At 60.1% G+C, this 22,962-nt stretch carries 21 protein-coding genes and 1 pseudogene; 3 read left to right on the top strand and 19 right to left on the bottom strand.

Going from position 1 to position 22,962, the window contains the following annotated elements; translation table 11 throughout:
• On the bottom strand, nt 1-730 hold a 730-nt coding region (locus tag ABIA45_RS38990; RefSeq protein ID WP_404655590.1), incomplete at its 3' end, for an aminotransferase class III-fold pyridoxal phosphate-dependent enzyme.
• A 339-nt stretch (nt 731-1,069) separates the two neighbouring features.
• On the opposite strand from ABIA45_RS38990, the gene ABIA45_RS38985 reads away from it, so the two are divergent.
• A complete protein-coding gene (locus ABIA45_RS38985; RefSeq protein WP_404655588.1) occupies nt 1,070-1,759 on the top strand; it encodes a haloacid dehalogenase type II in 690 nt (229 codons plus the stop codon).
• A gap of 125 nt (nt 1,760-1,884) precedes the next feature.
• Here ABIA45_RS38985 and ABIA45_RS38980 read toward each other — a convergent pair.
• The 3 genes and pseudogenes from ABIA45_RS38980 to ABIA45_RS38970 form a co-directional block, all read right to left on the bottom strand.
• Nucleotides 1,885-3,343 (bottom strand): annotated as a pseudogene (locus tag ABIA45_RS38980) (NAD-dependent succinate-semialdehyde dehydrogenase).
• Nucleotides 3,344-3,553: 210 nt separating this feature from the next.
• A complete protein-coding gene (locus tag ABIA45_RS38975; RefSeq protein WP_271543941.1) occupies nt 3,554-3,910 on the bottom strand; it encodes a cupin domain-containing protein in 357 nt (118 codons plus the stop codon).
• A 13-nt stretch (nt 3,911-3,923) separates the two neighbouring features.
• Nucleotides 3,924-4,847, bottom strand: a complete 924-nt coding sequence (locus ABIA45_RS38970) for a glyoxylate/hydroxypyruvate reductase A (RefSeq protein ID WP_271544290.1) — start codon at nt 4,845-4,847, stop codon at nt 3,924-3,926.
• Nucleotides 4,848-5,193: 346 nt separating this feature from the next.
• Between ABIA45_RS38970 and ABIA45_RS38965 the strand changes: the two genes are divergently transcribed.
• Both ABIA45_RS38965 and ABIA45_RS38960 read left to right on the top strand, forming a co-directional pair.
• The gene (locus ABIA45_RS38965; RefSeq protein ID WP_271543939.1) at nt 5,194-6,072 is read left to right on the top strand and encodes a GNAT family N-acetyltransferase; all 879 of its coding nucleotides are present in this window, start codon (nt 5,194-5,196) and stop codon (nt 6,070-6,072) included.
• Between the two features lie 946 nt (nt 6,073-7,018).
• Nucleotides 7,019-7,789, top strand: a complete 771-nt coding sequence (locus ABIA45_RS38960) for a hypothetical protein (protein WP_271543937.1) — start codon at nt 7,019-7,021, stop codon at nt 7,787-7,789.
• Nucleotides 7,790-7,826: 37 nt separating this feature from the next.
• Here the strand turns inward: ABIA45_RS38960 and ABIA45_RS38955 are convergent, their stop codons facing one another.
• The 15 genes from ABIA45_RS38955 to ABIA45_RS38885 all read right to left on the bottom strand — a co-directional run bounded on the left by ABIA45_RS38955 (nt 7,827) and on the right by ABIA45_RS38885 (nt 22,555).
• A complete protein-coding gene (locus tag ABIA45_RS38955; protein WP_085969012.1) occupies nt 7,827-8,363 on the bottom strand; it encodes a tetratricopeptide repeat protein in 537 nt (178 codons plus the stop codon).
• A gap of 82 nt (nt 8,364-8,445) precedes the next feature.
• Entirely contained in the window at nt 8,446-8,850 is a 405-nt protein-coding gene (locus ABIA45_RS38950; protein ID WP_404655586.1) for a hypothetical protein, read from the bottom strand.
• Between the two features lie 14 nt (nt 8,851-8,864).
• Complete coding sequence (locus ABIA45_RS38945) at nt 8,865-10,520, bottom strand: type II and III secretion system protein family protein (protein ID WP_271543932.1); 1,656 nt, start codon at nt 10,518-10,520, stop codon at nt 8,865-8,867.
• Nucleotides 10,521-10,972: 452 nt separating this feature from the next.
• Complete coding sequence (locus tag ABIA45_RS38940; RefSeq protein ID WP_225143018.1) at nt 10,973-11,389, bottom strand: TadE family protein; 417 nt, start codon at nt 11,387-11,389, stop codon at nt 10,973-10,975.
• Nucleotides 11,389-12,762: a pilus assembly protein TadG-related protein gene (locus tag ABIA45_RS38935; RefSeq protein WP_271543927.1), complete on the bottom strand. Its 1,374-nt coding sequence runs from the start codon at nt 12,760-12,762 to the stop codon at nt 11,389-11,391. The genes ABIA45_RS38940 and ABIA45_RS38935 overlap by 1 nt, the downstream gene beginning before the upstream one ends.
• Nucleotides 12,763-12,770: 8 nt before the next feature.
• The gene (locus ABIA45_RS38930) at nt 12,771-13,265 is read right to left on the bottom strand and encodes a hypothetical protein (protein ID WP_271543925.1); all 495 of its coding nucleotides are present in this window, start codon (nt 13,263-13,265) and stop codon (nt 12,771-12,773) included.
• 30 nt (nt 13,266-13,295) lie between these two features.
• Nucleotides 13,296-13,898, bottom strand: coding sequence for an isoprenylcysteine carboxylmethyltransferase family protein (locus ABIA45_RS38925; protein ID WP_225125395.1), 603 nt, complete (start codon nt 13,896-13,898; stop codon nt 13,296-13,298).
• 47 nt (nt 13,899-13,945) lie between these two features.
• The gene (locus ABIA45_RS38920; RefSeq protein WP_404655584.1) at nt 13,946-14,854 is read right to left on the bottom strand and encodes a type II secretion system F family protein; all 909 of its coding nucleotides are present in this window, start codon (nt 14,852-14,854) and stop codon (nt 13,946-13,948) included.
• Nucleotides 14,851-15,783: a type II secretion system F family protein gene (locus tag ABIA45_RS38915; protein WP_275500840.1), complete on the bottom strand. Its 933-nt coding sequence runs from the start codon at nt 15,781-15,783 to the stop codon at nt 14,851-14,853. Before ABIA45_RS38915 ends, ABIA45_RS38920 begins: the two co-directional genes overlap by 4 nt.
• Nucleotides 15,780-17,162, bottom strand: a complete 1,383-nt coding sequence (locus ABIA45_RS38910) for a CpaF family protein (protein WP_404655582.1) — start codon at nt 17,160-17,162, stop codon at nt 15,780-15,782. Before ABIA45_RS38910 ends, ABIA45_RS38915 begins: the two co-directional genes overlap by 4 nt.
• On the bottom strand, nt 17,159-18,361 hold the full coding sequence (locus tag ABIA45_RS38905) for an AAA family ATPase (protein ID WP_271543915.1): 1,203 nt from the start codon (nt 18,359-18,361) through the stop codon (nt 17,159-17,161). The genes ABIA45_RS38910 and ABIA45_RS38905 overlap by 4 nt, the downstream gene beginning before the upstream one ends.
• Nucleotides 18,361-19,329 carry a Flp pilus assembly protein CpaB gene (gene cpaB, locus ABIA45_RS38900; protein WP_271543913.1) on the bottom strand — a complete coding sequence of 323 codons (969 nt, stop codon included), beginning with the start codon at nt 19,327-19,329 and terminating at the stop codon, nt 18,361-18,363. The genes ABIA45_RS38905 and cpaB overlap by 1 nt, the downstream gene beginning before the upstream one ends.
• A gap of 1 nt (nt 19,330) precedes the next feature.
• Nucleotides 19,331-19,837 (bottom strand): prepilin peptidase, encoded by a 507-nt coding sequence (locus ABIA45_RS38895; RefSeq protein ID WP_404655580.1) that lies wholly within the window; start codon nt 19,835-19,837, stop codon nt 19,331-19,333.
• Between the two features lie 102 nt (nt 19,838-19,939).
• Nucleotides 19,940-20,170, bottom strand: coding sequence for a Flp family type IVb pilin (locus ABIA45_RS38890; RefSeq protein WP_404655578.1), 231 nt, complete (start codon nt 20,168-20,170; stop codon nt 19,940-19,942).
• 1,665 nt (nt 20,171-21,835) lie between these two features.
• Nucleotides 21,836-22,555: a hypothetical protein gene (locus ABIA45_RS38885; RefSeq protein ID WP_404655576.1), complete on the bottom strand. Its 720-nt coding sequence runs from the start codon at nt 22,553-22,555 to the stop codon at nt 21,836-21,838.
• Between the last annotated feature and the right edge of the window lie 407 nt (nt 22,556-22,962).

Raw genomic sequence — 22,962 nt, 5'->3', positions numbered from 1 at the left:
CCGCATGCATGGCCTTGAGCCAGGACGGCGGCGGAACGAGGACGCCTCCTGACCCCTGTATCGGCTCGACATAGAAGGCGGCGACGCGTTCGGCGCCGAGTTCGGCGATCTTCGCCCGCAAGGCCGCGACCGACGCCGCAATGATAGCCTGGGGATGCGAACCGACAGGGTTGCGATAGGCGTAGTGGGACGGAATTTTGTGCTGCCAGTTGTATGGCACTCCAAAGCCCGTATGAAAGGCCGGCAGCGCAGTCAGGCCAGACCCTGCCGTCGATGATCCGTGGTAGCCAGACTCCACGGAAATGAACTGGTCCTTCTGCGGCCTCCCTTTGGCATGATAGTAGTACCTGATGAACCGGATTGTACTGTCGACGGCATCGGAGCCACCCAGCGTGAAGTAGACATGGTTCAGATCGCCAGGCGCCAACTCAGCCAACCTGGCCGCCAGCCGGATCGCCGGGTCCGAGCCCAAACCGAAATAGCCTGTCGCATAAGGCAGCTCCTGCAGCTGTCGCGTAGCCGCTTCAACGATGCTGTCCTGTCCGTAACCGGCATTGACACACCATAGACCCGCAAAGCCGTCCAGCAATTGGCGTCCCGAGACATCGGTCAGCGTCGCGCCCTTGCCTGACTTCAGCACGCGGACGCCCGTCGCCTCGTGGCTGCGATAAGAAGAGACCGGGTGAATCAGATGCGCGCGATCGAGCTCAATTAGCGAGTTGCTCAACATATTGTCCTCCAGATCGGCCGCGATGTTTGTGCGAACAGCCCGTTGTGTCCGGGCTCAACATAAGTTGCCGAAGACAGCACTTGCTCCCAGGCATGACACGGACGGAGGGCGTTTTGACTTTGATTGGGCACCACTGCGGCATGTTATGCCGGCATGGTGCGGCGACGGCATCGAGGCTAAACGGGGAGAGCCGTCGTCGCGCAACTCTCTGCCACGGCTCCGATGCGATACGACACAATCTGCTCCCGACCACCGCGACATCGGCGCTTTATCTCGCCGGTTGCTCGCTAGGCTGTGTGTCGTACCGGCTAGCGGTGCGAGATCGCAAGGATTGGAGCTATGGCGACATTCAGACCGAAATACATCACCTTCGACTGCTACGGGACGCTGACAAATTTCGACATGGCCGGCGCCGCGACCCGTGTCTACGGCTCGGAGCTTTCTGCCGCGGCGATGGCAAGGCTCATCAAGGACTTTTCAGCCTATCGCCTGGACGAGGTTCTCGGCGCCTGGAAACCGTACTTCGAGGTCGTGCACAACGCGCTGGAGCGCGCCTGCAAGCGCAATGGCGTCGTCTTTAAGCCGGAGCATGCCCAGCGCATCAATGAAGAGATCCACACGTGGGGTCCACACGCCGACGTGCCGGCTGGTCTGGCCAAGGTTGCCAAGCAGATTCCGCTGGTCATCTTGTCGAACTCCATGAAGAACCTCATCATGTCCAACGTGGAGAAGCTCGGCGCTCCCTTCCACACGGTCATCACGGCCGAAGAGACTGGCGCCTACAAGCCGCACATGAAAGGCTTCGAATACATGTTCGACAAGCTGGGCTGCGGCCCGGAAGATATCACTCACGTCTCCTCCTCGTTCCGCTACGATCTGATGACCGCCTACGATCTGGGCATCAAGAGCAAGGTATGGGTGAACCGCGGTCACGAGCCGGCGAATCCCTTCTATGAATACACCGAGGTCTCCAGCATCGGTGGCTTGGCTGCCGCAGTCGGCCTGGAGCCTCTTCGCAAGAGCGCCTGAGCGCTGTCTTTTCGGGATCCCTCGCGACGCTTCAGTTCTTGGAAAACTTCAATAGAGATCTGCGCTGGTCAAGGAAAAGGGGGCGGTTCAGCCGCCCCCTTTCTTATTTCAGATCCGATGGACGCTCAGTCCAGGCCGCCGACATGGAGCGCCTTGCTCTCGAGATATTCTTCTATCCCGAGCTGAGATCCCTCGCGTCCCAATCCAGACTGTTTGACACCGCCGAAAGGCGCGACCTCCGTCGAGATCAGGCCGGTATTCAGGCCGACCATGCCGAACTCAAGCGCTTCGGCAACACGCCAGGAACGCTTCAGGTTTTCAGTGTAGAAATACGCCGCAAGGCCGTACGGCGTGCCATTGGCGATCGCAATCGCCTCCTCCTCCGTCTCGAAGCGGAAAAGCGGTGCGACCGGCCCGAACGTCTCTTCGGACGCCAGGAGCATCTCAGTCGTCGCGCCGCCGAGCACGAGTGGCCGGGCATATTGCCGACCTTCCGGCACCGCCTCACTCTCCGAGATGATCTTTGCGCCCTTGTCCAGGGCATCCGTGACGTGCCCGCTTGATCTTGTCGATCGCCGCGCCGTTGATCATCGGACCGATTGTGACCCCCTCTTCGGTACCTGCGCCGACCTTCATTTTCGCGACCTTCCCGGCGAGCTTCTGTGCAAAGGTATCGTAGACGCCTGATTGCACGAGAATGCGATTGCAGCAGACGCATGTCTGTCCGCCGTTGCGGAACTTCGACGCAATCGCGCCCTCGACGGCCCGGTCGATATCGGCATCGTCGAAGACGATGAACGGCGCATTGCCGCCGAGCTCGAGGCTGAGCCGCTTGATGTTGTCGGCGGCGCCTTTCATCAGCAGCGCGCCGACGCGGGTCGATCCCGTGAACGAGATCTTGCGGACGGTCTCATTGGCCATCAGCTCCTTGCCAATGTCCGCGGGCATGCCCGTCACGACGTTGATCACGCCAGGTGGAATTCCTGCCCGCTCCGCCAGCACACCGATCGCGAGGGCCGAAAACGGCGTGAATTCAGAGGGCTTGATGACGACGGTGCAGCCCGCAGCCAGCGCGGGCGCCACTTTGCGTGTAATCATCGCGTTGGGGAAGTTCCAGGGCGTAATGATCCCGCAGACGCCGACCGGTTCTTTCAAAACCAGAATGCGGCGATCGACCGTGGGTGACGGGATCGTCGATCCGTTGATCCGGCGCGCCTCTTCCGCAAACCATTTGACGAATGATGCCCCATAGCGGATTTCGCCGAGCGATTCCGCCAGTGGCTTGCCCTGCTCGAGCGTGAGCAGAAGAGCCAAATCCTGCTCATGGTGTCGCATGAGCTCATACCAGCGCTCCAGCAGGGCGGCACGCTCTGCATGGGCCTTGGTCTTCCAACGCTTGAATGCAGCGGCCGCAGCGTTGATGGCAGCCCTCGTCTCCTCGCACCCCATATCCGGGATGGTGCCAAGAACTTGCTGGCTGGCAGGATCGATGACATCCACCGTCGCCTTCGCACTCGCGTCGCGCCAGTGGCCGCCGATCAGTCCCTGCTGGCGAAACAGATCCTTGTCTTTCAATGCAACCATGTATTTGTTCCCTTACCTTGGGGTCAAACCGCCATCACTGCTGGATATGCGATTGGCGAGACAAAGCCGTCTCAACCGAGCGATACAGCACCGCGCGCCGCATTTTTCATCGAGAAGGAAGCGTCTGATGGCGTCGAATCCGGTCAGACGGTATCTCGAAAGTCGATTGTTCTGGCCGTCGTTCAGTGAAGCCGCCGTCAGGCACCGTGCTCAGTCATAATGGCAGACATAAATCTTTCGCACGGTCTCGATCGTGCGCCAGACCCCGACAAAGCCCGGCTTCATCACAAAGCTGTCGCCGGCGCGGAAAGTCTTCGTCTCGCCACCCTTTTCCTCGATTTCGATAAGACCCGAGATGATGTGGCAGAACTCGAAGGTGGTGCCCTTGATCGAATGGGTCTCGCCGGGGGTTGCCTCCCAGACGCCCGTCAGCACTTTCTCACCCTTCGAGGCGTCCTGCGCCCAGGTCTTGAAGGACGGATTGCCCGAAATGAGCCGTTCGGGATCCGGCACGGCCTTCTTCGGTGCGAAGTCCGGATTGGTGTCGATGGCGATCAGAAGTGACATGGCATCTTTCCTGTTAGTAGCCGAGCGTTCGATCGACGAGGCCGATCGGATTTCGTCCGGCGCGGTGGCGCCGGATGTTCTGTATGACGGATTGCGCGGCCGTATGCGGCTGCGTCACGGACGCGATATGCGGCGTGATGATTACCTTCGGATGCGACCAGAGCGCATGGGCTTCCGGCAGCGGCTCGGGATCGGTCACGTCGAGCATCGCTGCGGCGAGGCGCCCGCTGTCGAGTGCTTCGATGAGTGCGCCCTGGTCAAGCTGCGGACCGCGGCCGACATGAAGCAGCCTTGCTCCAGCCGGCAGGAGAGAGAACAGTTGTGCGTTCAAGATGCCGCTTGTTTGCTCCGTCAGGGGCAGGAGACAGACGAGAATGTCCGTTCCTTTCAGGAAGCTGCCAAGCTGACCATCGCCGTGGAAGCAGGCGACGCCCTCGATCTTCTTGTTGCTGCGGCTCCACGCGGCAAGCGGAAATCCAAACGGCTTGAGGCGATCAATCGCAGCTTGCGCCAACATGCCGAGGCCCAGAAAGCCGACGCGCCGATCGGCAGCCTGGGTCGTTGCAAGAGCCTGCCATAGGCCTCTTCCCTGCTGCTCCCGATAGGCAAGCATCTCGCGATGGAGTGTCAGCACCCCAAGCACGACATACTCCTGCATCATGCATATGATGCCATCCTCGACCATGCGCACGAGCTTGACGTGGCCAGGTATGGTCTCTGGCTTGAACTGGTCGACCCCGGCGCCGATGGAAAAGAGCATTTCCAGATTTCGAAAGCGTGAGACGTCGTCTGGCGCGTTCCAGGTTATTAGGTACTGTATCTTTTCCGGCTCGAAGCATTCGCTGGAATGATAGAACCCGAGATCAGGGAGCTCGCGCGCAAAGGCCTGCCGGAAAATAGCCGCCCGAGCAGCATCGGAATTGAAAAGGAACGCCATCGACGTGGTCCTCTCAGGTCCTCGCCCGGGATGCGGCGCGTTGAGACCGGCATGGCCGGCCACCGAGGGCTGGAAAGGCGGCGAGCCCTCCAGCGAAGCCTTCAACGTTCACTGGGGCTCACCCTGCGTGCTGTTGCCGGATATCGATAGGCGGCAACCAGTAGCTTTCCCTGCTGAATCGAGTTGCACTGGCGGCGAAACATTCCGAATACCGCCTGCCAAACAGGCGAAACCTGCTGGCGTTCCGCGCTATGCTGCTGCAAAAGAGGGCTTGTGCGGCACGCAGCAGAAGGCCGGCGGGCATAGGCCGCAGGCTTTGAGCCCCGCAAAGGAATGGATGAGCTAAATGGGACGAACGGTACGCGTGAAGTCCTTTGAACTGATGGCCAAGGACATCAACGACGTTGATGTGAAGCTGCTCCACGCGCTTTCGATCGGTGTCGGCTGGCCGCATCGCCCCAAGGACTGGGATTTCCTGCGCCGCGCCGGCCACGGCATCGTCGCCGTTGATGGCATAGACCGCGTTTTCGGCAGCGCGATGTGGTTCCCTTATAGCCAGGAATTCGCGACGATCGGCCTGGTGATCACATCGCCTCGAACCCAGGCACAAGGTACTGGCCGCTGGCTCATGGAACAGGTTTTCGAGCGGTGCGGCGACCGAAATTTGGCCCTCAACTCAACCCATGCCGCCTATCACCTGTATCTGTCGCTGGGGTTCACGAAGGAAGCCACCGCATATATGTGGCAGGGAGAACTCGTCTCACCACCTCCGCCGGTGCCGGCTCTCGACGGTGAATTGACTTCACTGTCCACGGCGAGCATCGGAGAGATCGCGGCACTGGATGAGCGCGCCTTCGGAACTAACCGGCAGAAGCTGCTCGCATTGCTTTCCGATGGCGCGTCAATCTCCGTCTTGCGCCGCGGCGGAGAGGCCGTCGGTTTTTCGATGAAGCGCGAATTCGGGCGCGGTCATGTGATCGGCCCGATCGTCGCCAGCAACGATTGTGACGCGATCCATCTCACCGCCGTGCATCTGAGGGATCTCGCGGGACAATTCGTCCGCGTCGATACGCGGGAGCAGACGGGTCTGTTTGCCGACTTCCTTCAACAGAGCCGCCTCGCGATCACCGAGACCGTCACGACGATGTCTAAGGGCCGGCCATTCCTGAACCGCAAGGAAAATGAGCCATGGGTGTACGGGCTGGCCGGTCACGCTTTGAGCTGAGGCTATGAAGCGAGCTCGGTAAGAACGGGTGCCAACGGTGCCGATCGCGACCCTACAGAGATGGGCCGTGGCCAGGGCGACCAGCAGATGGACGAGTCGCTCGCGAAACGGACCCAAGCGCACGAAATCGTCGTTTGGCGTACAAAACCGCGCAAATGGCGGAGAGAGTGGGAGTCAAACCCACGATCTTCGATCATTACGCGTCGAACAGCTGAGATTGCAAGTAAGCACCCGCCGGCCTGCTGCCCTCGGAAATCCAGATTTTGCAAATGCGCCACAAGCCTGCTCACGTTGGCTGTGGTGAGATTTTTCTTGATCTCGCGGTGCACACATCGGGCCCACGCGGCCCTCTAACCAATTGAAAAACTTAAACTCTCGCTCCAATCCATCATCGGAGCGACCGAGCTGCTGCCCACTGATGCCGGTTGCCAGCAGAAATCGCGCCGGGCAATGGCAGCAACTCAAGAACCCGAACTCTTAGTGATGACTCGGGTGAGCCCATCGCATCGCCAAGTTCCGGTTGATCGCTGCTCAAAAGCCCGTTTGAAAAATCAGCTGCTCAAACGGTTTTTCTCGCCAAGTCATTGATTTGTTTGGTGGGCGCACCAGGGCTCGAACCTGGGACCCGCTGATTAAGAGTCAGCCTTGGGTTGAGAACAATCAATGACTTGCTGGTCGCACGACCGGGCTTATCCGACTGAAAGTGGGCGTTCGTCGCACGATCAAAGTGCTGCATTTCACCGGCTACCATCCGCGCGGTCGGAGCATCCGCGGGGTAAACCCTGGCATCTGGTTGGCGCCGTATCTCTTGCAAGCTACCGTTAGAGCGGCTCACGCGACGGATTGGACCCTTTTCCGTTCCGATTGATCGGATCCTCGGGTACCCTCATTCCGCCGCGTCGGCGGAACTGGCGGAGTTGATAGATTGGCTGCATGGAGAGCGGAGATGGGCCGGCTCGATAAGCAGATGGATCCGTTCCACCCTGCCGCGCATCTGACGACGGCGGATCGCGTCCCCGACAATCCTGGGCTTGAGCAAGTCGACACGTCGTCGTCCGTTGAACCGGCCCGAGAGAAGGCCGCCTCGTCGCCCGCGCATTTTGGGTCGGGCCGGGCGGGGACCGGCGTAACGGGCTCTACCAATTGGATCGACCGAGCACGTCGCATCTGGCGACGCCATCTCCAGCGCGATCAACTCCCCCGAACGACCGGGGGATCGACGGGAAACTTCGAGCGCTGGTTGATCGCACTGCTGAGCGTCGGCTTCGTCGTGAGTTGCGTTTGCGCCATCATTGTCTTCATGCAGGTCAACGCGCGCAAATTGGAGATCGCGACACTGCAACGTGATATCATCGCACTCAAGCTGCGCGTAGCCAGGCTCGATCAGATCGCAAGCACGAATGAGATGCGCGAAAAGGCAAGCAGTGGAATACCCAAACCGCCCTCGGAGATCCAAGCCGACCAGGCTCCGCTCATCCTGTCACGTGAAGAGATTCAGCTTGTCCGAGACTATATCAAGCCTGCACCAGTTGCTGGCCCCGCGACTGAGACGACAAAGGTCGGCGATCCCGTCGTGGGAGAAACCGTTCCCTTTTCCTCTCCGATCACGGACAAGGTGCGGAAGCTGCTCGGCGCGAGATTTACCGTTCGCAATGGCGTTGTTGTCATCGTCCGCAGCGGCAGCCGTCACGCTGATGCTGTGATTGGGCCCAATTGACGGGAACTGGCCGCGATTGCAGTAGTCGATCGCCCTCTTAAGGCTGGTTGTTTGGTGGTCTTTCAATGAACCGCCGGCTGCCATTGAGAAGCTCGAGGTTATTGGCGATAACCGGGTTGCCTGGGTCGAGCGAATAGGCCTTCTCAAACTTTCGGCGCGCCGCACTCAGATTGCCGCGCAGCATGTACGAATATCCCTGGTCATTCAGGACCTGCACGGTTTCGCCGCCCAGCCGGATCGCTTGGGCATAGGCCTGGTCAGCCAGATCAAACCGACGTATCCGATCATAGCTCGCCGCGAGTCCAACCCAGGCCGTCACGTCCTTCGGCGATTTCTCGACCGCATCCCTGAAATAGCGATTAGCTAACCCGTAGCTGCCGCGGTTGAAATGCTCCAAGCCCAGCCGTACCGGCTCGTCCGAGGGATAATATTTGACGTCGGTCGGCTCCTGCACCGGGTCGCCGCCAGGCGGCTCGACGGGAGCGACGACGGCAGCCTGCCTAAGCGTATGATCACACCCCGCAAGGCCGATCCCCAACCAGCAACAGGTCAGCATGAAGATGATACGTCGCATAACCCCTTGGTCCCCCGCACGTCGCAGCAACTTCACTGCGCCGTTCGCAAACAACATCGCCAAAACCACGCACTAAAAATCGTTACCTGCCGCCTACGCCTACTCCGCCGACCGGCACTGATACTCCTGTAGTCGATCCAGCCCCCAATCCTTCTATGTTGACGTTCTGGGTTGGGGCAGTCCGCACGCCCATTTGTTTCGTCGCATCGCCAATGTCGGGAAGCTGATCCACTGGCTGTTTCGTGTTGCCATAGCGAGTCACGGCGGCGCCCACGCGCCGGGCGTCGTGCACGATCCTGCGATCACCGACGTTTCGCGGCCATGGATGGATTGTGTGGGTGACCGCGTTGACCTCCTTGGCATTGCCGGCACTCATCGTGATGGTGTCTGAACGCTGGAAATAGCGGTCCACCTCGTCATGACCGGCCACCCCGTAACATCCCCCGAGCAGCAGCGGTGCGAACACAGCCAGATACCTGATGGTCATCTCCCGCTTCCTTCTCAGTTGAGCGTTTTTACGACGGGCTGGTTCGCAACAGCCGGTGCCGGAATGGTCGCAGTGATCTCGGGAGCGATGATGTGACCATAAGGTCCTTTAACGTCGCCGCCGGAGTTAACGTAGTCATTGTAACGCTTGCGGACTTCCATCTGGCCATTGAGGAAGAAATCGACGTCGTTGGCCGGAAGGCGAGAGTCGAGCGGCGACGCCAGTTGCTGACCCGGTGCGGCCGGTGCGACCAGGCGCGGCGTCACGATGATGACGAGATCGGTTTCCTCCTGCTGGTACGACTTGCTGCTGAACAAGGCTCCGAGCACAGGCACGGAGCCGATCCAGGGCAATTGCGAAACGTCCTGACGGTTGCGGGTTTGCAGCAAGCCGGCGATCGCAAAGCTCTGGCCGTCCCGCAGCTCCACCGTGGTCCGTGCATCGCGGCGGGTCAACGCCGGAACTGTCGTCCCCTGAATCGTCACTGCATTGGCGAAATCAAGCTCGCTGACCGACGGCTCCACCCGAAGGTTGATGACCCCCCGCGAGAGCACGGTGGGGACAAAGGCCAGCTCGACACCGAACTTCTTGTAGTCGATGGTGATGGTCGGAAAGCCGGCTGCGGTCGTGTTCGGAATCGGCACTGGAAACTCACCACCGGCCAGGAAGCGCGCTGCATCTCCGGAAAGCGTGGTCAAGTTCGGCTCGGCCAACCTGCGAGCCAATCCTTTGGTTTCCAGCGCAGAGATCAACAAGTCCACCGAACCGCCATTGCTGGTTCGGACGATGCTGGTCAACAAGCTTCCGAACGGGATCGGAGCTATGCCGCCCGCTGTGCCAAGAAGCGTACCAGCTGTTCCGAGTAACGGCAGGCTACCGGTGGGGGAAGCACCGACTTGGCCGCCGCCAACGCCCAGGGGGCTATTAGCGGTGTTGATACCACCAATCGGTCGCCGGCCCGCCGTAGTGCTCAAATTGCCACGTCCCGTATTCGCGACGTTGGTCCCGTTGGCATTCGCTGCGTACAGGTTCACACCGAGGTCGCGGCCGGCATCCCGGGTGACCTCGAGAAACCGCACCTCCAGCATCACCTGCTGCGGCGCCGCGACACTCATCGCGTTGACGACGGTGCCCCCCTTCGCGACCGTGCTGGTGGCGATCGCCATGGCCCGCTCGGCCGTAACCGCATCGGCGGCCGTTCCGCTGAGTACCACCTGGCCCTCGGAAGCCGAGACGCGGATCCCGTGCCCGCCAGTGCTGCTGCGGATGTTCTGCTGGAGATTGCCGGTATCGATCACGACCTCGACGTCGAGGATGCCGATCTGCTTCATCGAGGAGTCGAGCAGGATGACGTTGGTGGTGCCGGTCTGCTTGCCCTGGACGTAGATCAGGTGATCGCTGAGCGACTTCACGTCCACAATGTCGGGCGAGCCGGCCACGATAGTTGCGAAAGCCGTATCGACCTTGAAGGTGCGTGACTTGTTGACCACCACCTTGACCCGCTGGACGTCGTTCATTTCGCTGACGAAGACGCCGCCGCCGGAGAAGCCCCGCCGGTCTGCCGCCATCGCGCGGTCAGCGGACGCAAAGGAGGCGAGCGCCGCGCCAAGACCCATCACGCTGAAGGCGAGAAGCTCCCTTATCTTACCTGAAATGCGATCGCCACCCATTCGAGTCCCCCAACTGCGATCCGCGGCTCCCCCGCAAATCTACGTGCTCGACATCCCCAATAGTTCCCCTCTGCGCACCACGCCGCAGAGCTTACAAGATGTCCGACTACAATTCGTTACTTCGCGTTTCCAAGATCATCGTCCTTGATGCTGCCTGCTTGCAAGAAGAGACGCTTCCCGCACAGCCTCAAGTGGCAAAGAAAACTTTCCAATGTTGCGGGCGCGCATCATTTCTCTCTGCAGCTCCGTTCAGAACTGCTGCAGCACGACCACGTTTGCGCGAGATTCCGTCGTGGCTCACGATCGAACGGCGTCGGCTCGTCGTCTCCAAACGGCACTTGGCCAGGCTCAGATTGCTTTGGCGCAGTTCGATTCCGAGGGGTTTGTCCAGCTCGAGCACCGACCCGAGGCGATGTCGGCCAAGATGGGTAAGGCACGTTGCCATATTTTGCCTAAAAGGGAATCTGCGTTGACGCGCTCGGCGCATTGAGTGCTGTGCCCCATATCGGCATCAGCATGGTGAAGCCGGCTTGAGAAGCGGTCACGGTCAAGTTGCTGCCGCTGGATGCCACGCTCAGCGTCGGCGTGAGACCGCCGCGATACAGGAACGGCGCGGCAGTCTGTTTAGCGGTCGTGGACATCGGATCGCCCCCGCAGATTGACGGCGACTGAGGCGGGCTTTGAAGCAAGGCGGGCGTGTAGCAGCTGATCATGACCGCTCGGGCCCCGGCGCTCGCGAGCGTCCGCAAGGACTGCATCGTGATCGCATAGCGTCCGAGATCGAAGATGGCGAAGATCAACATAAAAAGGGACACAAAGGCGAGGATGAACTCGAACGATGCGATGCCCCGCTGATCGAGCTTTCTCATCACTGCACCAAGCGGACAACTTGGGTGTAAGGGACGGTGACCGGATTACATCCATCCGTGCTCAGGAAGCCGCCACCGCCCATGGTGAGTGTCTGGGCGATCACTTGTGAACAGGTCGTATTGGTACTTTGTGTCGCTCCGTTCCAGGTCACGTCGACATGCGGGAAATACATCGCACCACCCAGCCTTACCGTACCGCCGGTGATGTTGACTTTATTACTGCTCTTGCTCGGCGCCTGATCATCAATCAGAACGCCGTTCAGATCGGAAGAGAAGGTGTTGGTGTAGGGAGCGGACAGCTCAACGCTGGCGCCGCCAGAGATGGAAATGCTCGAATCCCCGAGTAATACCAGAGTGACGCCTTCGCCCGTGCCTGCCGGTGGCCAGGGTCTACAGGCATTGCAGGTGATGGTTCCGCCATTGAACTTTATTGTCCCATTGTAGAAAAAGTACGTGCCCGGACTAAAATCCACCGTGTCCCCGGTCGTGCACGTTAGGTTGCGGTACAGGTTAGTGCTGCTCGGCGGAGTGTTGGGCGTCAACGTACCACTGCATGCCAAATCGTTTGGCCTTCCGCTCGATGTCAAGCTATTGAACGATTGGCTATCCAATTTGCTGAGCGGATTGTTGGCGTACGGCATGAAATAGTTGTGCGTGACGCCGGGATCGGCGCAGGTGCTGGCTGGACTACAGCCCGTTACGCCCAAGACGGCCCACCCCGAACCGGTGAAAGAGGCAGTGCTGGCAAACTGTACACTGGCATCCGACATTATCGGGCAGCCCGTGCCGTTGTTGCTGACGTTACCGGCAATTTTAAGCGCCCCTCCGCCGCCGTTCGGATCAGGTCCGAGCGCCAAGGCGCACACCTTGCTCGGCAGTTCGACCAGAGCGATGGCTTGGGCGGGGATGTTGACGGTCGTCAAACCCAGCACTGCCGATAAGTAGGCCGGCTGTTGCTGACTGACGAGGGCGCGAACGGCGTTACCGCCGCCTCCTGCGGGCGGCGTTGTGAACGCACCCGCACTGTAGCTGCCGATATCGATCTGCACGGCGCGCGAGATTCCTGCTGGAAGGCTTGTCGCACAGTTGGTGCCCGGATAGGCCGTGTCACCGGAGTTGCAGAACCCGTTCTGCGCCGCGAATTCCTTTGCTTGATAGTCCACTGATGTATCGCAGAGCACACCAGCATTGTCGCATGCAAGTCGCAGGGCGCCCGAGTAGGCCGCTGCATCGGCGGCATTCTGCGCGTGCTGCCTGGTGACGTACCACGATCCCGCCTCGGCCCCGAGTGCGACCACGCCGATGAGCGGAATCAGCGCGATCACTGTCGCGAATGCGGCCGAGCCTCGTCTGGAACGGAGCAGACTGCGCATGAGAACACCTACTGGAAACGTTCGGAGTAAGGCAGCGTGTACGTGCAACTGCTGGGGCACAGCACCGACGTCAACACAATCGGGGCCAAAGTGACGGTCGTCGAAAACGTAAAGTACTTGGGAGTCAAACCAAGGTTGCCGGAGTTGCAAGCTGTGCTTCCGCACATGACCTGGATGTTGCCGATGGTATGCCCGGCGACCGTTGTCTGCAGCGTCGACACCCAGGTCCCCGGGTTCGCCGGGTCGGGCGGACTCTTGTATTGAATGTATTGTCCGAATGAGCGCAAGGCCGACCACGCAGAGATAAACCGGAAGCCCGCGGCAGCGACGTCGGCGAGCGGCATCAGCAGGAACGACACCATGAAAATGTAAACGATGACTGTCTCAAACGCGACGGCGCCGCGCTGATCGGCGACGAAGGACCCTCTACGATACGCGCGCCTGCCTCCACGGGGACTTGCCACGTGCGATCGCGTCACCCGAGCCGCAGCGATCTGAACCATGTCCACCACAATCCGGCCACGCATAGCCGCTCACCAAACGTAAGGAATCACTCGCCAACGTGATGCTTCGTAACTCGAATATTCAGGGCAATTGCGCCGAAGCAGGTCTTCCTCGTAAAGGATTCGGCAGACCTGAATGCCGATATGCAGGACCAGGACGATCACCGTGACCGGTGTCAGGTATTGCAGCACGACGCCCAGCACCACGATTTCTTCTGCGACATAGAGCGGGTGCTTGATCCATCGATACGGACCGGTCTGGACCACCGAGCGCGCCTGTGGCACCAGGCTGAACGACCGACCCAGATGTCGGATGGTGACAAGCATCATGATCGTGCCGACCAGCACGCAGGCGGTCGATGCCAGGTTGGGCAGCGTGTCGTCGGTTTTGCCGAGGAAGCTGATCGTCCATGGCAGATAGCTGCCGACGAAGGCAGCTATTCTTGGAAGCAGGCCATCGGCATGCGCCTTTGCCGGTGAGCGCGTCATGATCAACAGTGCCAGGAGCATGTAGAAGATGCCGAGGCAAAAGCTCGACAAGAGCGAGGGCCACGGATCGTGCAGCGACGCCCCAATCCTGACGGCGACGCAAAGAGCCAGCAACAAGAACCACAAGCTGCCAAGCAGCCGCATGATCCGGTCGTAAGATCCGCTCTTGGAGAGGGCAATTGTGCTCATGGCTACTTTCCGAAGCTGGCGAACGAACGCACGAGGTGAAGAACGGGACTTCCCCCCATGATGACGAACATGGCTGGGAGCAGGAACAGCACCATCGGAATGGTCAGCTTGGCGCCCAACTTGTGCGCCCTTTCTTCCAGCTTGGTGATGCGTTCCCGCCGCAGGTCGAGCGCGATACTTCGCAGCGTCTGGCCCAACGGCGTTCCGTACTGCAAGCTCTGGCTGATCATCGTGCCGAACCGGCGAAGACCATCCGAAGTGACCGCCAAATTCTCGAATGCTTCGACGCGACTTGGCAGTATCCGGAGATCATCAAGGAGACGGTGCAGCACCCAGGCCATGGCAGGATTGGTCGACTTCATTTCTTCGGCGACACGCCCCAGCCCGCTTTCCAGGCCCATTCCCGCCTCGCTGCACACGATCAGCAAATCGATCATATCCGGCGTGCCCAGCCGAATGGCAGCATCAAAGCGCCGCTTCATCACCGACAGAGCCAATCGCGGACCCAAGATTCCGATCACCACACCCATCAGCGTGAAGACCAGCACGTCGGCAGGTCTCCTTCCCGAAAGTTGCGCCAGAAGCAGCGCAATGACCGGCAGCGCGAACATGCTGACGATCTTGATGCCGATCCAGATCGGCAAGGTTCTATGATGATTGAATCCAGATGAGTGGAGGACCGTTCGTAGCTCCTCCAGATTCTCCTCGGCGTAGAAGCGCCGATAGCGCATGCCCAGCCATGAAAACCAACCGGTCAGGTCTTTGAAGGGGGCAGACCGGTAAGGGATACCCATCACGGCGTTTGAGACCCGCGTGTCCAATGCACGGACGTGTAGTTCGCGGATGATCAACATGAAGGCCGCCGTTCCAGCTACGACTGCGAGGGCCGCCAGCCCGAGACCAAAAGTCATAGTTCTGTTTCCCGCCTGACCATCCAACTTATCACCAGATGCCCGATGAGCACCGAGGCTACCGCGTAAGCCAGAAGCTTGTTTCCGGTCGGGTCAGTGAACAGCAAATCGACGTTCTGCGGATTGGCCGCGTATAGCAATGCTCCGGCAATCAGGGGCGAGATCGTGAGTGCTCGCGAGGAAAAGATCACTTCTCCCGCGAGCGCCTTGGCGCGAGCAGCGAGCGCAACACGCTGGCTCACCGTGTCGCCCAGCGTCTGCAAGGTCTCGGCCAAGCTGCCGCCGGACTTCAATTGAACCGCAAGTGTCACCGCAAACATCGCATACTCTGCCACTTGCGTTCGCCGATAGACGCCTTCGACGGCTTCCTCCGGAGGTCTTCCCAGATTCATTTCGCTGCATACGATTGCAAATTGTCCAGACGTCGGTTGCGGCATTTCGCGCGCGATGGTGCGAAACGCTTCGTGCACAGGCAGACCCGATCGAACCGTACTCGTCACCAGCTGAATGGCGTCAGGCAACTGCCGGAAAAGTTGACTGGCGAAGCGACGTTGCTGCCAGCCAAACAGACCTCGCACGACTACCACGGCGGCAACCGCAGCCGCGACAGACACGTAGAAAACGGAAAATCCCAGCAGGCGATTAGCGTAGAAGATCGCTGCGACGGCGATAGCGGCAGCAAGCAGCACATACGCCGGATGCCAGGCGTGAACCATCTCGGGCCTGTAATTGGCCAAACGGTGGAGAAGGAGATATCGGGAGCCGGTCTCCGCCCGGCGAATGGATGGCAGGCTGGCCGGATGGGAGGCCGGTAGAGCGACCGCCAGCCGGCGGTCCATGCGTCGCTCTCGGCCGTCGAGCCACAACGAGCCGACGGCTGCGCACATCGCAAGCACCAGAACAGCGACGATCACGGCCTCAGGTATCATATCTGCCTCACTGCCTCGGCCCAGGCGCGATCGAGCCCGAAATAGACGAGACGGCTCTTGAATTTCGGGACTGCAAGGGTGGCCCGGTAAGTGCCCGAGATCCGCCCATGCTCGTCCTCCTCCTGGTATTCGAAAGTTGCGATGTCATTGGTGGTGATCACATCCGATTCCAGCCCCATCACCTCGCTGATCTGGATAATGCGACGTTGCCCATCGCGCATGCGTTCGACTTGCACGATGAGATCCAGTGCAGCGACGATCTGAGTTCGAATGGCTCGCGACGGCAGATTCACCTGCCCCATCTGCACCATGTTCTCGATGCGGGTCAGGGCGTCGCGAGCACTATTGGCATGGACCGTGGAGATCGAACCATCATGGCCGGTGTTCATCGCCTGCAGCATGTCAAACGCTTCGGCGCCGCGCACCTCGCCCACGACGATCCGGTCAGGACGCATGCGCAGCGCATTCCACAACAGATCGCGCTGTGTCACCTGCCCCGTGCCTTCAAGGCTGGGAGGCCGGGTCTCCAGGCTGATCACGTGTGGCTGCTGGAGCTGCAACTCCGCCGCATCCTCGATGGTGACGACGCGTTCGCTGTGATCGATGAACTGGCTCATGGCGTTGAGCAGCGTCGTCTTGCCGGACCCGGTGCCGCCGGAGACCAGGACATTGAGCCGACACCGAGCGGCAATCTCCAGCAATTGTCCGACAGCTGCGGTCATCGAGCCGTTTTCGATCATTGCGGCGATATCCAGGCGGCGGCTCGGAAACTTTCGAATCGAGATGCAGGGGCTGTGGATCGCCAGCGGCGGGAAGATGATGTTGACGCGGCTGCCGTCGGACAAGCGGCAATCCACCATCGGACTGGATTCGTCGATGCGCCGTCCAACTTGCGCGGCAATTTTCTGGGCCACCGATGCGATGTGATCATTGTCGCGGAAGCGCACCGCGATCCGCTCCAGCTTGCCGGCTCGTTCGACATAAACGTTACTAGGCCCGTTGATCATGATGTCGTTGATCGATTGATCGAGCAGAAGCGGACGCAGCGGCCCATAGCCGGTCATGTCGTCGGCAATCTCGTCCGCCAGTTGAAGCTGCTCGCGACCCGACAGTTCGAGCCGTTCCTCATTGGCGATGCCATGGATGATTTCCTCGATCTGGCGCCGAAGGACGTCACGCGAAACAGTTGCGGCCACCGATGGCTCAATCTGCTCGATGACGCGTTCGCGCAGTGAAGCTGGCATCACCGGCCGGTCAATCGAAGCCTCGTCGCGCCTTGAGGTTGATGCAGGCACGCTTGGCGTCGTTGCAGCCAAGCTCGGCGTCGATGCAGGCAAGCGAACCGGCGTTTCCTCGTCGCGCCTACCAAACCTTCTCATAGCCCCAGCAGCCTCCTCAGCCGTCCCTTCTGCTCGGCGCCGAGCCCCGTGATCTCCCGTACGATCGGCGCGAGATGGCGTCGCAGTGCAGATACGTGCTTCAGCGCGGGAATTCCGAGATTGACCGCCTGGGTCATGCCCTTCCCGAGATCGGGTACGACCATGTCAGGCTCTGTCCCCAACGCCTTGACCACCGCGGCCCTGGGAAGGCCGCCCGGGCGATTGGCACGGTTCAGCAAGGTGAAGACCCGATCCCTGCCGGCAATGTTGGTGACGGCGGTCCGTAGTGCGTGGGCATTGCGAAGTCCGGTCACCTCCGCCTCCAGCAGCACCAGCACGTGCCGGGAAAGAGAGATCACCGGATGGATGGATGACGGAAACGGGACCGGGACATCGACAACGATGTAGTTGAATCGTTGGCGGAGCAGGCCTAGGACGTGCCTCACGCCCGCTTCGGTGATGTCGAGCTGAGCATCCAGTTCCTCATCGGCGGAAATCAGGCTAACCCGCTCGTTGACTGCAATTGCGGCGCGCTCGAGGAACAACGTGTCCGCCCGCATCGGGTTCTCCAGGGCGATGCGCAGGCCTGGTCCGGGCTGAACACCCAGCATCACGGCTGTTTCGCCGCCTTGAAGATGAAGATCGAGCAGCGCGACCTTGGCCTTGGTGGTCTCGGCCAGTTGCAGCGCGAGATTGATGGCGATGCTCGTTGCGCCGGCACCGCCCTGCGCGCCGCAGATCGAGATCACATGCCCGCCTCGGTCGGTCGGCGCCGGCGCACGATCGCCAAGCAGCTTTGGGCGCAGCTGGTCCAGCACCATGTCCCGCGTGATCGGTCTCGGCAGGTACTCGGTCAGGCCGAGCTCCATAAGCGCGCGATAGAAGGTGATCTCCCTGCTTTCACCGATCAGAGCCACCCGGACATCGGGCGGACAGACGCCGGCCAGCCGCTCCAGTTCGGCAAATGGATCATCGATTCCACTGATGTCCGTCACCAGGGCGAATAGTTCGGTGTCCGTTTCGAGCATCCGTATGGCATTGCGGATCGTGCCCCGCTTGATCGAAATGTTGCTGCCTTCAAGGCCCTTGCGCAGAGCCGCGGCACTCAGTTCGTCATTGACGAAGCAGACGATTCGATTGCGCGCGACGACAGACGTTGGTTCTTCAGGTGTACTGATGGCCGCTATGTTAACGCTCATCAACGTTTCTCCAGCAACTTGCCTGCCTGAACCACCATCGTCGCTCCGCGGCGAGACACTTCGGACCCGTCGCAGTTGATCGGAACGTCGCCGTCGGCAGATTCCTGTTTCCTGACCGAGTATTGCTTTATCTGACCACCGGAATGAACAACGACCGCTGCAGTCCGGCCGGCAATCGCATTTTGGCGGGCGATTTCCGGCGACACATCGCAGCTGGACATCGCGCCAGTGTCCGCCGTATCCCACTGTTCGACTGCGGCCCGCACCGCCAGGGAAAGCGTTCCGAGCTGCCTTGCGACCGTGATCTTCTTGACCTGGTCCGGGGCAAGCTCCAACGACACAGTCTGCGCTTGCTTGCCGGCCACCGAGCCGGCTACCGAGCTTACGGTTCGGCCACCCTGCATGATTTCCTGATCAATCGCGATGACTCGAACGTTTCCTAGAACGGTCTCGCTCAGGGCCCGGCGCGCGGGATCTGCCTTCTCGAACACCTGGGTCAACAAGACATCAACATGATCACCCGGCCTGATCAGCCCCGACACGCCAGACTCCTCGTCCACCTTGATGCTGATTGCACGGCTATCCGGTGCCAGGACGCTGGCCAGGAAGCCTCGATCCCGAGGTCGCAATACGTCCTGCAAGGTGATGGGACTGCCAGCGTCGACGAACTTGCGAACCAGAGAGCCGGGAAGTCCGGCCTTCGAGTCCGGTGTTTCCAGGATCGCTCCTGCAGGGAGGCGTTCAGGCGACACCGAGCGCACGGCGAAATCGTCTTCGCGGGTCAATGTACCTTTCGACAGGGGACGTGCCGCGACAAAATACCCGACAGTCGAAGCAGGCGCCGGCCCTTGCGCCGTAACGGTTACAGGAACCTGTTTCGGCAGGTTCATGTTGTAGGCGATCAGCCCGAATGCGGTGGTTGCGAGCAAGAGCACCAGGATGATCGAGAGGCGCAACGTGGATGACATGTCAAAATCCTCTGCTCGAGATGGTCCAGATGCCACCGCACGCTATCGCCACCCCGTAAGGCAGGGGCGCGTGTCGCACGTGGCGCCAGCGCTCGATCGCGTAGACGCGGCGTGCGAGCGACGATCCGACCGGCGCCAACCTCGGATATGGCAGGACGCGCATCACCAGATGCACCAGGGCAAGAACGCCCCCGGCCAGCGTGGTTACCGTCAGCAACTCAATCAAGCCCGTCGGCGGCAGGCCAATGGCCAAAGCTACCAGTAACTTGACGTCGCCCCCGCCAATCCCGCCACGCTGGTAGAGCGCGAGCAGCAGCAGGAACATGATCGTCGCGGCGATGAGGGATTCGGCAAGTTGCATTGGGCTGGCAAGCTGACGGGCGATCCCGAGCAGCGCCAGCAAGAGACAGACGTCATTTCGGATCGTGCGGGTCGCGACGTCGAGCGTTGCGACATACAGCAACAACGAGATTTCCAGTATCGAGACGATGGAAGAAACCCAGCTCATGCATGCCTCAGGGTGGTGGAAGGCACAGCAAGAATAAGAATGGAGAGAATAACATTCGGAGGGGGACACATTCCGATGCCCCCCTCTGGCCGGACGGCCGTATCAGACCGCCGCAGTAAAAGCGGTGGTGATCGCGGTGATCCCGCCTGTCAGCGCGGTTCCGATCGCACCGCCGGCACCAACGCCGAACACAGCCGACACTGCGCCGATGATGCAAACCGCGACGATGATGTACTCGAATGACACCACGCCGTCCTGGTCCGTCCGCAGACGCTTCAACGCTTCCTTGGTCTCGATGAAATGATGCAACATAGGAGGAATCCCTTCCTTCAAGATGGATTTTTCAGACACCTTGGCAACTTCAGCGGCTGCGGATTTATCTCCGGCCCCGCCAGCGACAAACTATTCATTAAATGTCTATTATCGTCAACATTTAATATATAATACATATTTCATATTAAGCTACCGCGAAATAACCCGTCGCGACGACCCAACAATCGACAAAACCGTCGCAATACAAATACGATAGCCGACCCAACAATTGAATCCCGACAAGAGCGCCGGCTGAGAGCCGGCAAAGAATCACCGGATTATTACGGATGAGCAGCGTTTAATAAGATTCATCGATGCTGCGCCCAGGCCGGCGCGCATGGAGCAAGTTTCGCCGACGTGGGGCGGCGCGAACAGCACATCTGTGCACCACGGGTGAGGTGATCCCTTCGAAAATTCCGATCGCACTGATCGCTGCCTGTAGCCGCATGATTCCCGTCAGTTGCACCGGTGTGCCGCAATCATAGAGGCTCCTGGACGCCACCTTGCGAGGCGGACCATCGCGGGATGGTGGTACGCTCTAGAGCGTAGCGCGCAGCCAGGACCCGCCATCATTGTTACGGGCTCGGTAGCCGGCGCATCTACCCTGGGTGCGGAGAAAAGCAAAACAAACGATTATTTTGTTATCGTATATAATCATGATGACTCCATCACAAAATTAAAAAATATGTTGGGAAAAAGAAAACATGGGAGGTTGGAATGGAAGCTGCCCGCCGCTTTCGCGCAATGGCCTTGCTTTGCCGTCAGACTGCCGTACTCCAACCTGCGCGAAGCTGGAAATTGCTTGCAGAGGCAGAGTACTGGGAGCATCTGGCGGCCGCGGCCATAGCTCATTGAGCTTCAGTCGGGCGTTCTTTGTCTTCCGTTTTTCGTCGACTTCCTAGTTAAGTCCTTTTCTGAGGCATGTGATGTCGAGTACGCGTCAAATTTCTTCTAGTGCTGTTCTGAGCGAACGGCACCAGGCGCTTCTGGAGGAGCTCAGAGAGGTGGAGAAACTTCGAAGTAAGCTCCGACATCTAGAAACAGAACCAATCGGCAGAAGGCGGCGTACCAAAGCGAGCGGCAGAGCTAGAGCCGTTTAGAGACCCGCCGGATCCGAAGGATGATCCGGCTCACTCGCGCGATTCGATGCACGGATTGCCCGCGTTCCTCGCGTCCACCTCTACCTTGAAAGAGGACTGGGCGGCTTCATCTGCGCCTAGCGAGCCTCGGCGATGACGTCGCTACGACGCGTCGCCAACCAGCCAGGCCGGGTGCCTCACAATGAACGAACTCGGCGGCGAGACCGGACGCCCATTCAGGGTCGGGCGTTAGCTCCGACTTTCATTCGACGTTGCACTTCGGAACACCGCAACGAGCCGATCGCCTTCCCAAAGCTCAACGTCGTGCTCGTCATGCATTTGGTCGGCTCGGCGTCTCGCCGCCTGCTCGTCAATACAGTCGAGCTTTGCAGTGCAGATCACTTGCCGGCTGCCGTCCACCACGAAAACCTTATACCGCATGATGCGTCCGATCCAAAAAGGTGACGATCATCGTACCCGAATGTCCGGTTAAGGCAGCGCCAAACTAAGTGCGATGCAACGGAACCATTGTACGTGTGGCAGTTCGGCGATACCTGCTCGTTCAATCCGTCGGTCGCGCGGCGGCAGTACCTCGTATGTCGCCACCTCAGTGGCGTAGTCTCACTGCGTGCCGAAGCGTGTGGCTCGAGCTTAAGAGCGAGAGGCCACCAAGCGTCATCAGCAGCCCACCGAGCCAGCCCGTCCAGCTGCGCGCTTCGTCGTGCCCCTCTGCAGTGCGCGGGCCCAGCGGCATATCTTGAGGTGGGTCGGCAGGCGCGGCGGCGAGAAACTGCCCAACGTTGACTTGAACCGGCACGGAGTGTTCGTGCTTGAGCTGGTTGCGGGGAATATCTCCGACGGGAGCCTCCGACATCAGGGCAGCACCCGTGCCGAGATCGGAAGTGGCATCTGCTACCTGCATTTCCGTTACAGGCGTCTGAGATTGCTCGGGCGGTGCAGAGCGCAGCAACTCCGCGCGCGCATCAACGATCACGCTCCGCGTGGTCTGCGTGGTCCGGTTCTCGTCGAAACTGGCGCTACGGTCTTTGGCCGCGGGAGCCCGAATGGGCTTCTTCACCGTCGCGATGCCCTCGGCCAGGAACCAGCATCTGCGACGACCGTCCGTTCGGTAGACCCAATGCTGTCCGCCACTGGTCGAGGTACCGGGACGCGGCGCGCATTCGGCTTGCGGCGGAGAGGTGGTTACCGTGGGTTGGGACGTAGCAGTATTGAAGAAATCGGTTAGAGGATTGGAAGACGCAGGCGTCGCCGAAAAACCTCCGACAAGGAGCAAACTGGCGAAGTACAATCGCAACTGTCCGGACATCGGAAACTCCCGGGTGCGCCCCCGCTTGAGCCTTAGCGGCGACAACGGCCCCCATGCGGCTTAAATCGGGCAACGCGATGAATTAATGGTATTCTTGGCCACCTAATTGATATGCCGGTCCAGCACTCCAGGGATGCCTGCAACAAGGGGATAGGCCGATGGATTCATCGGGTCATCTGAGTTGCGCCGGCCTCGATCCGCGGCTTAGCCGCCCGGTCGATCGCGATAGTTGCGCCCGTTCCCGAACACCAAAGCAAAACTTGCCGAGGGATGAGTTCGTGGATGTCGCGATACGTGGACACCCCCGCTACGAATTAAATACTCCATCACGATATTACCATCGTCGCGCCTTTTTCCCTGCCACCTAGCGGATTTAAATGTGGATTGTACGATCAATATTTAACTGA

Source organism: Bradyrhizobium sp. USDA 336 (genome assembly GCF_044908355.1).
GTDB classification, from domain to species: Bacteria; Pseudomonadota; Alphaproteobacteria; order Rhizobiales; family Xanthobacteraceae; genus Bradyrhizobium; species Bradyrhizobium yuanmingense.
Note: the sequence above shows the minus strand (reverse complement) of the source record. Positions and strands in the feature narration are given on the sequence as shown.

What these genes read in the sequence shown, in the direction of transcription:
- ABIA45_RS38985 (WP_404655588.1), top strand. Translation starts at nt 1,070, where the DNA reads ATGGCGACATTCAGACCGAAATACATCACCTTCGACTGCTACGGGACG.
- ABIA45_RS38965 (WP_271543939.1), top strand. Translation starts at nt 5,194, where the DNA reads ATGGGACGAACGGTACGCGTGAAGTCCTTTGAACTGATGGCCAAGGAC.
- ABIA45_RS38915 (WP_275500840.1), bottom strand. Translation starts at nt 15,783, where the DNA reads ATGATACCTGAGGCCGTGATCGTCGCTGTTCTGGTGCTTGCGATGTGC.
- ABIA45_RS38935 (WP_271543927.1), bottom strand. Translation starts at nt 12,762, where the DNA reads ATGCGCAGTCTGCTCCGTTCCAGACGAGGCTCGGCCGCATTCGCGACA.
- ABIA45_RS38955 (WP_085969012.1), bottom strand. Translation starts at nt 8,363, where the DNA reads ATGCGACGTATCATCTTCATGCTGACCTGTTGCTGGTTGGGGATCGGC.
- ABIA45_RS38925 (WP_225125395.1), bottom strand. Translation starts at nt 13,898, where the DNA reads ATGCGGCTGCTTGGCAGCTTGTGGTTCTTGTTGCTGGCTCTTTGCGTC.
- ABIA45_RS38970 (WP_271544290.1), bottom strand. Translation starts at nt 4,847, where the DNA reads ATGGCGTTCCTTTTCAATTCCGATGCTGCTCGGGCGGCTATTTTCCGG.
- ABIA45_RS38960 (WP_271543937.1), top strand. Translation starts at nt 7,019, where the DNA reads ATGGGCCGGCTCGATAAGCAGATGGATCCGTTCCACCCTGCCGCGCAT.
- ABIA45_RS38940 (WP_225143018.1), bottom strand. Translation starts at nt 11,389, where the DNA reads ATGAGAAAGCTCGATCAGCGGGGCATCGCATCGTTCGAGTTCATCCTC.
- ABIA45_RS38920 (WP_404655584.1), bottom strand. Translation starts at nt 14,854, where the DNA reads ATGACTTTTGGTCTCGGGCTGGCGGCCCTCGCAGTCGTAGCTGGAACG.
- ABIA45_RS38945 (WP_271543932.1), bottom strand. Translation starts at nt 10,520, where the DNA reads ATGGGTGGCGATCGCATTTCAGGTAAGATAAGGGAGCTTCTCGCCTTC.
- cpaB (WP_271543913.1), bottom strand. Translation starts at nt 19,329, where the DNA reads ATGTCATCCACGTTGCGCCTCTCGATCATCCTGGTGCTCTTGCTCGCA.
- ABIA45_RS38950 (WP_404655586.1), bottom strand. Translation starts at nt 8,850, where the DNA reads ATGACCATCAGGTATCTGGCTGTGTTCGCACCGCTGCTGCTCGGGGGA.
- ABIA45_RS38975 (WP_271543941.1), bottom strand. Translation starts at nt 3,910, where the DNA reads ATGTCACTTCTGATCGCCATCGACACCAATCCGGACTTCGCACCGAAG.
- ABIA45_RS38905 (WP_271543915.1), bottom strand. Translation starts at nt 18,361, where the DNA reads ATGAGCGTTAACATAGCGGCCATCAGTACACCTGAAGAACCAACGTCT.
- ABIA45_RS38885 (WP_404655576.1), bottom strand. Translation starts at nt 22,555, where the DNA reads ATGTCCGGACAGTTGCGATTGTACTTCGCCAGTTTGCTCCTTGTCGGA.
- ABIA45_RS38930 (WP_271543925.1), bottom strand. Translation starts at nt 13,265, where the DNA reads ATGGTTCAGATCGCTGCGGCTCGGGTGACGCGATCGCACGTGGCAAGT.
- ABIA45_RS38910 (WP_404655582.1), bottom strand. Translation starts at nt 17,162, where the DNA reads ATGAGAAGGTTTGGTAGGCGCGACGAGGAAACGCCGGTTCGCTTGCCT.
- ABIA45_RS38895 (WP_404655580.1), bottom strand. Translation starts at nt 19,837, where the DNA reads ATGAGCTGGGTTTCTTCCATCGTCTCGATACTGGAAATCTCGTTGTTG.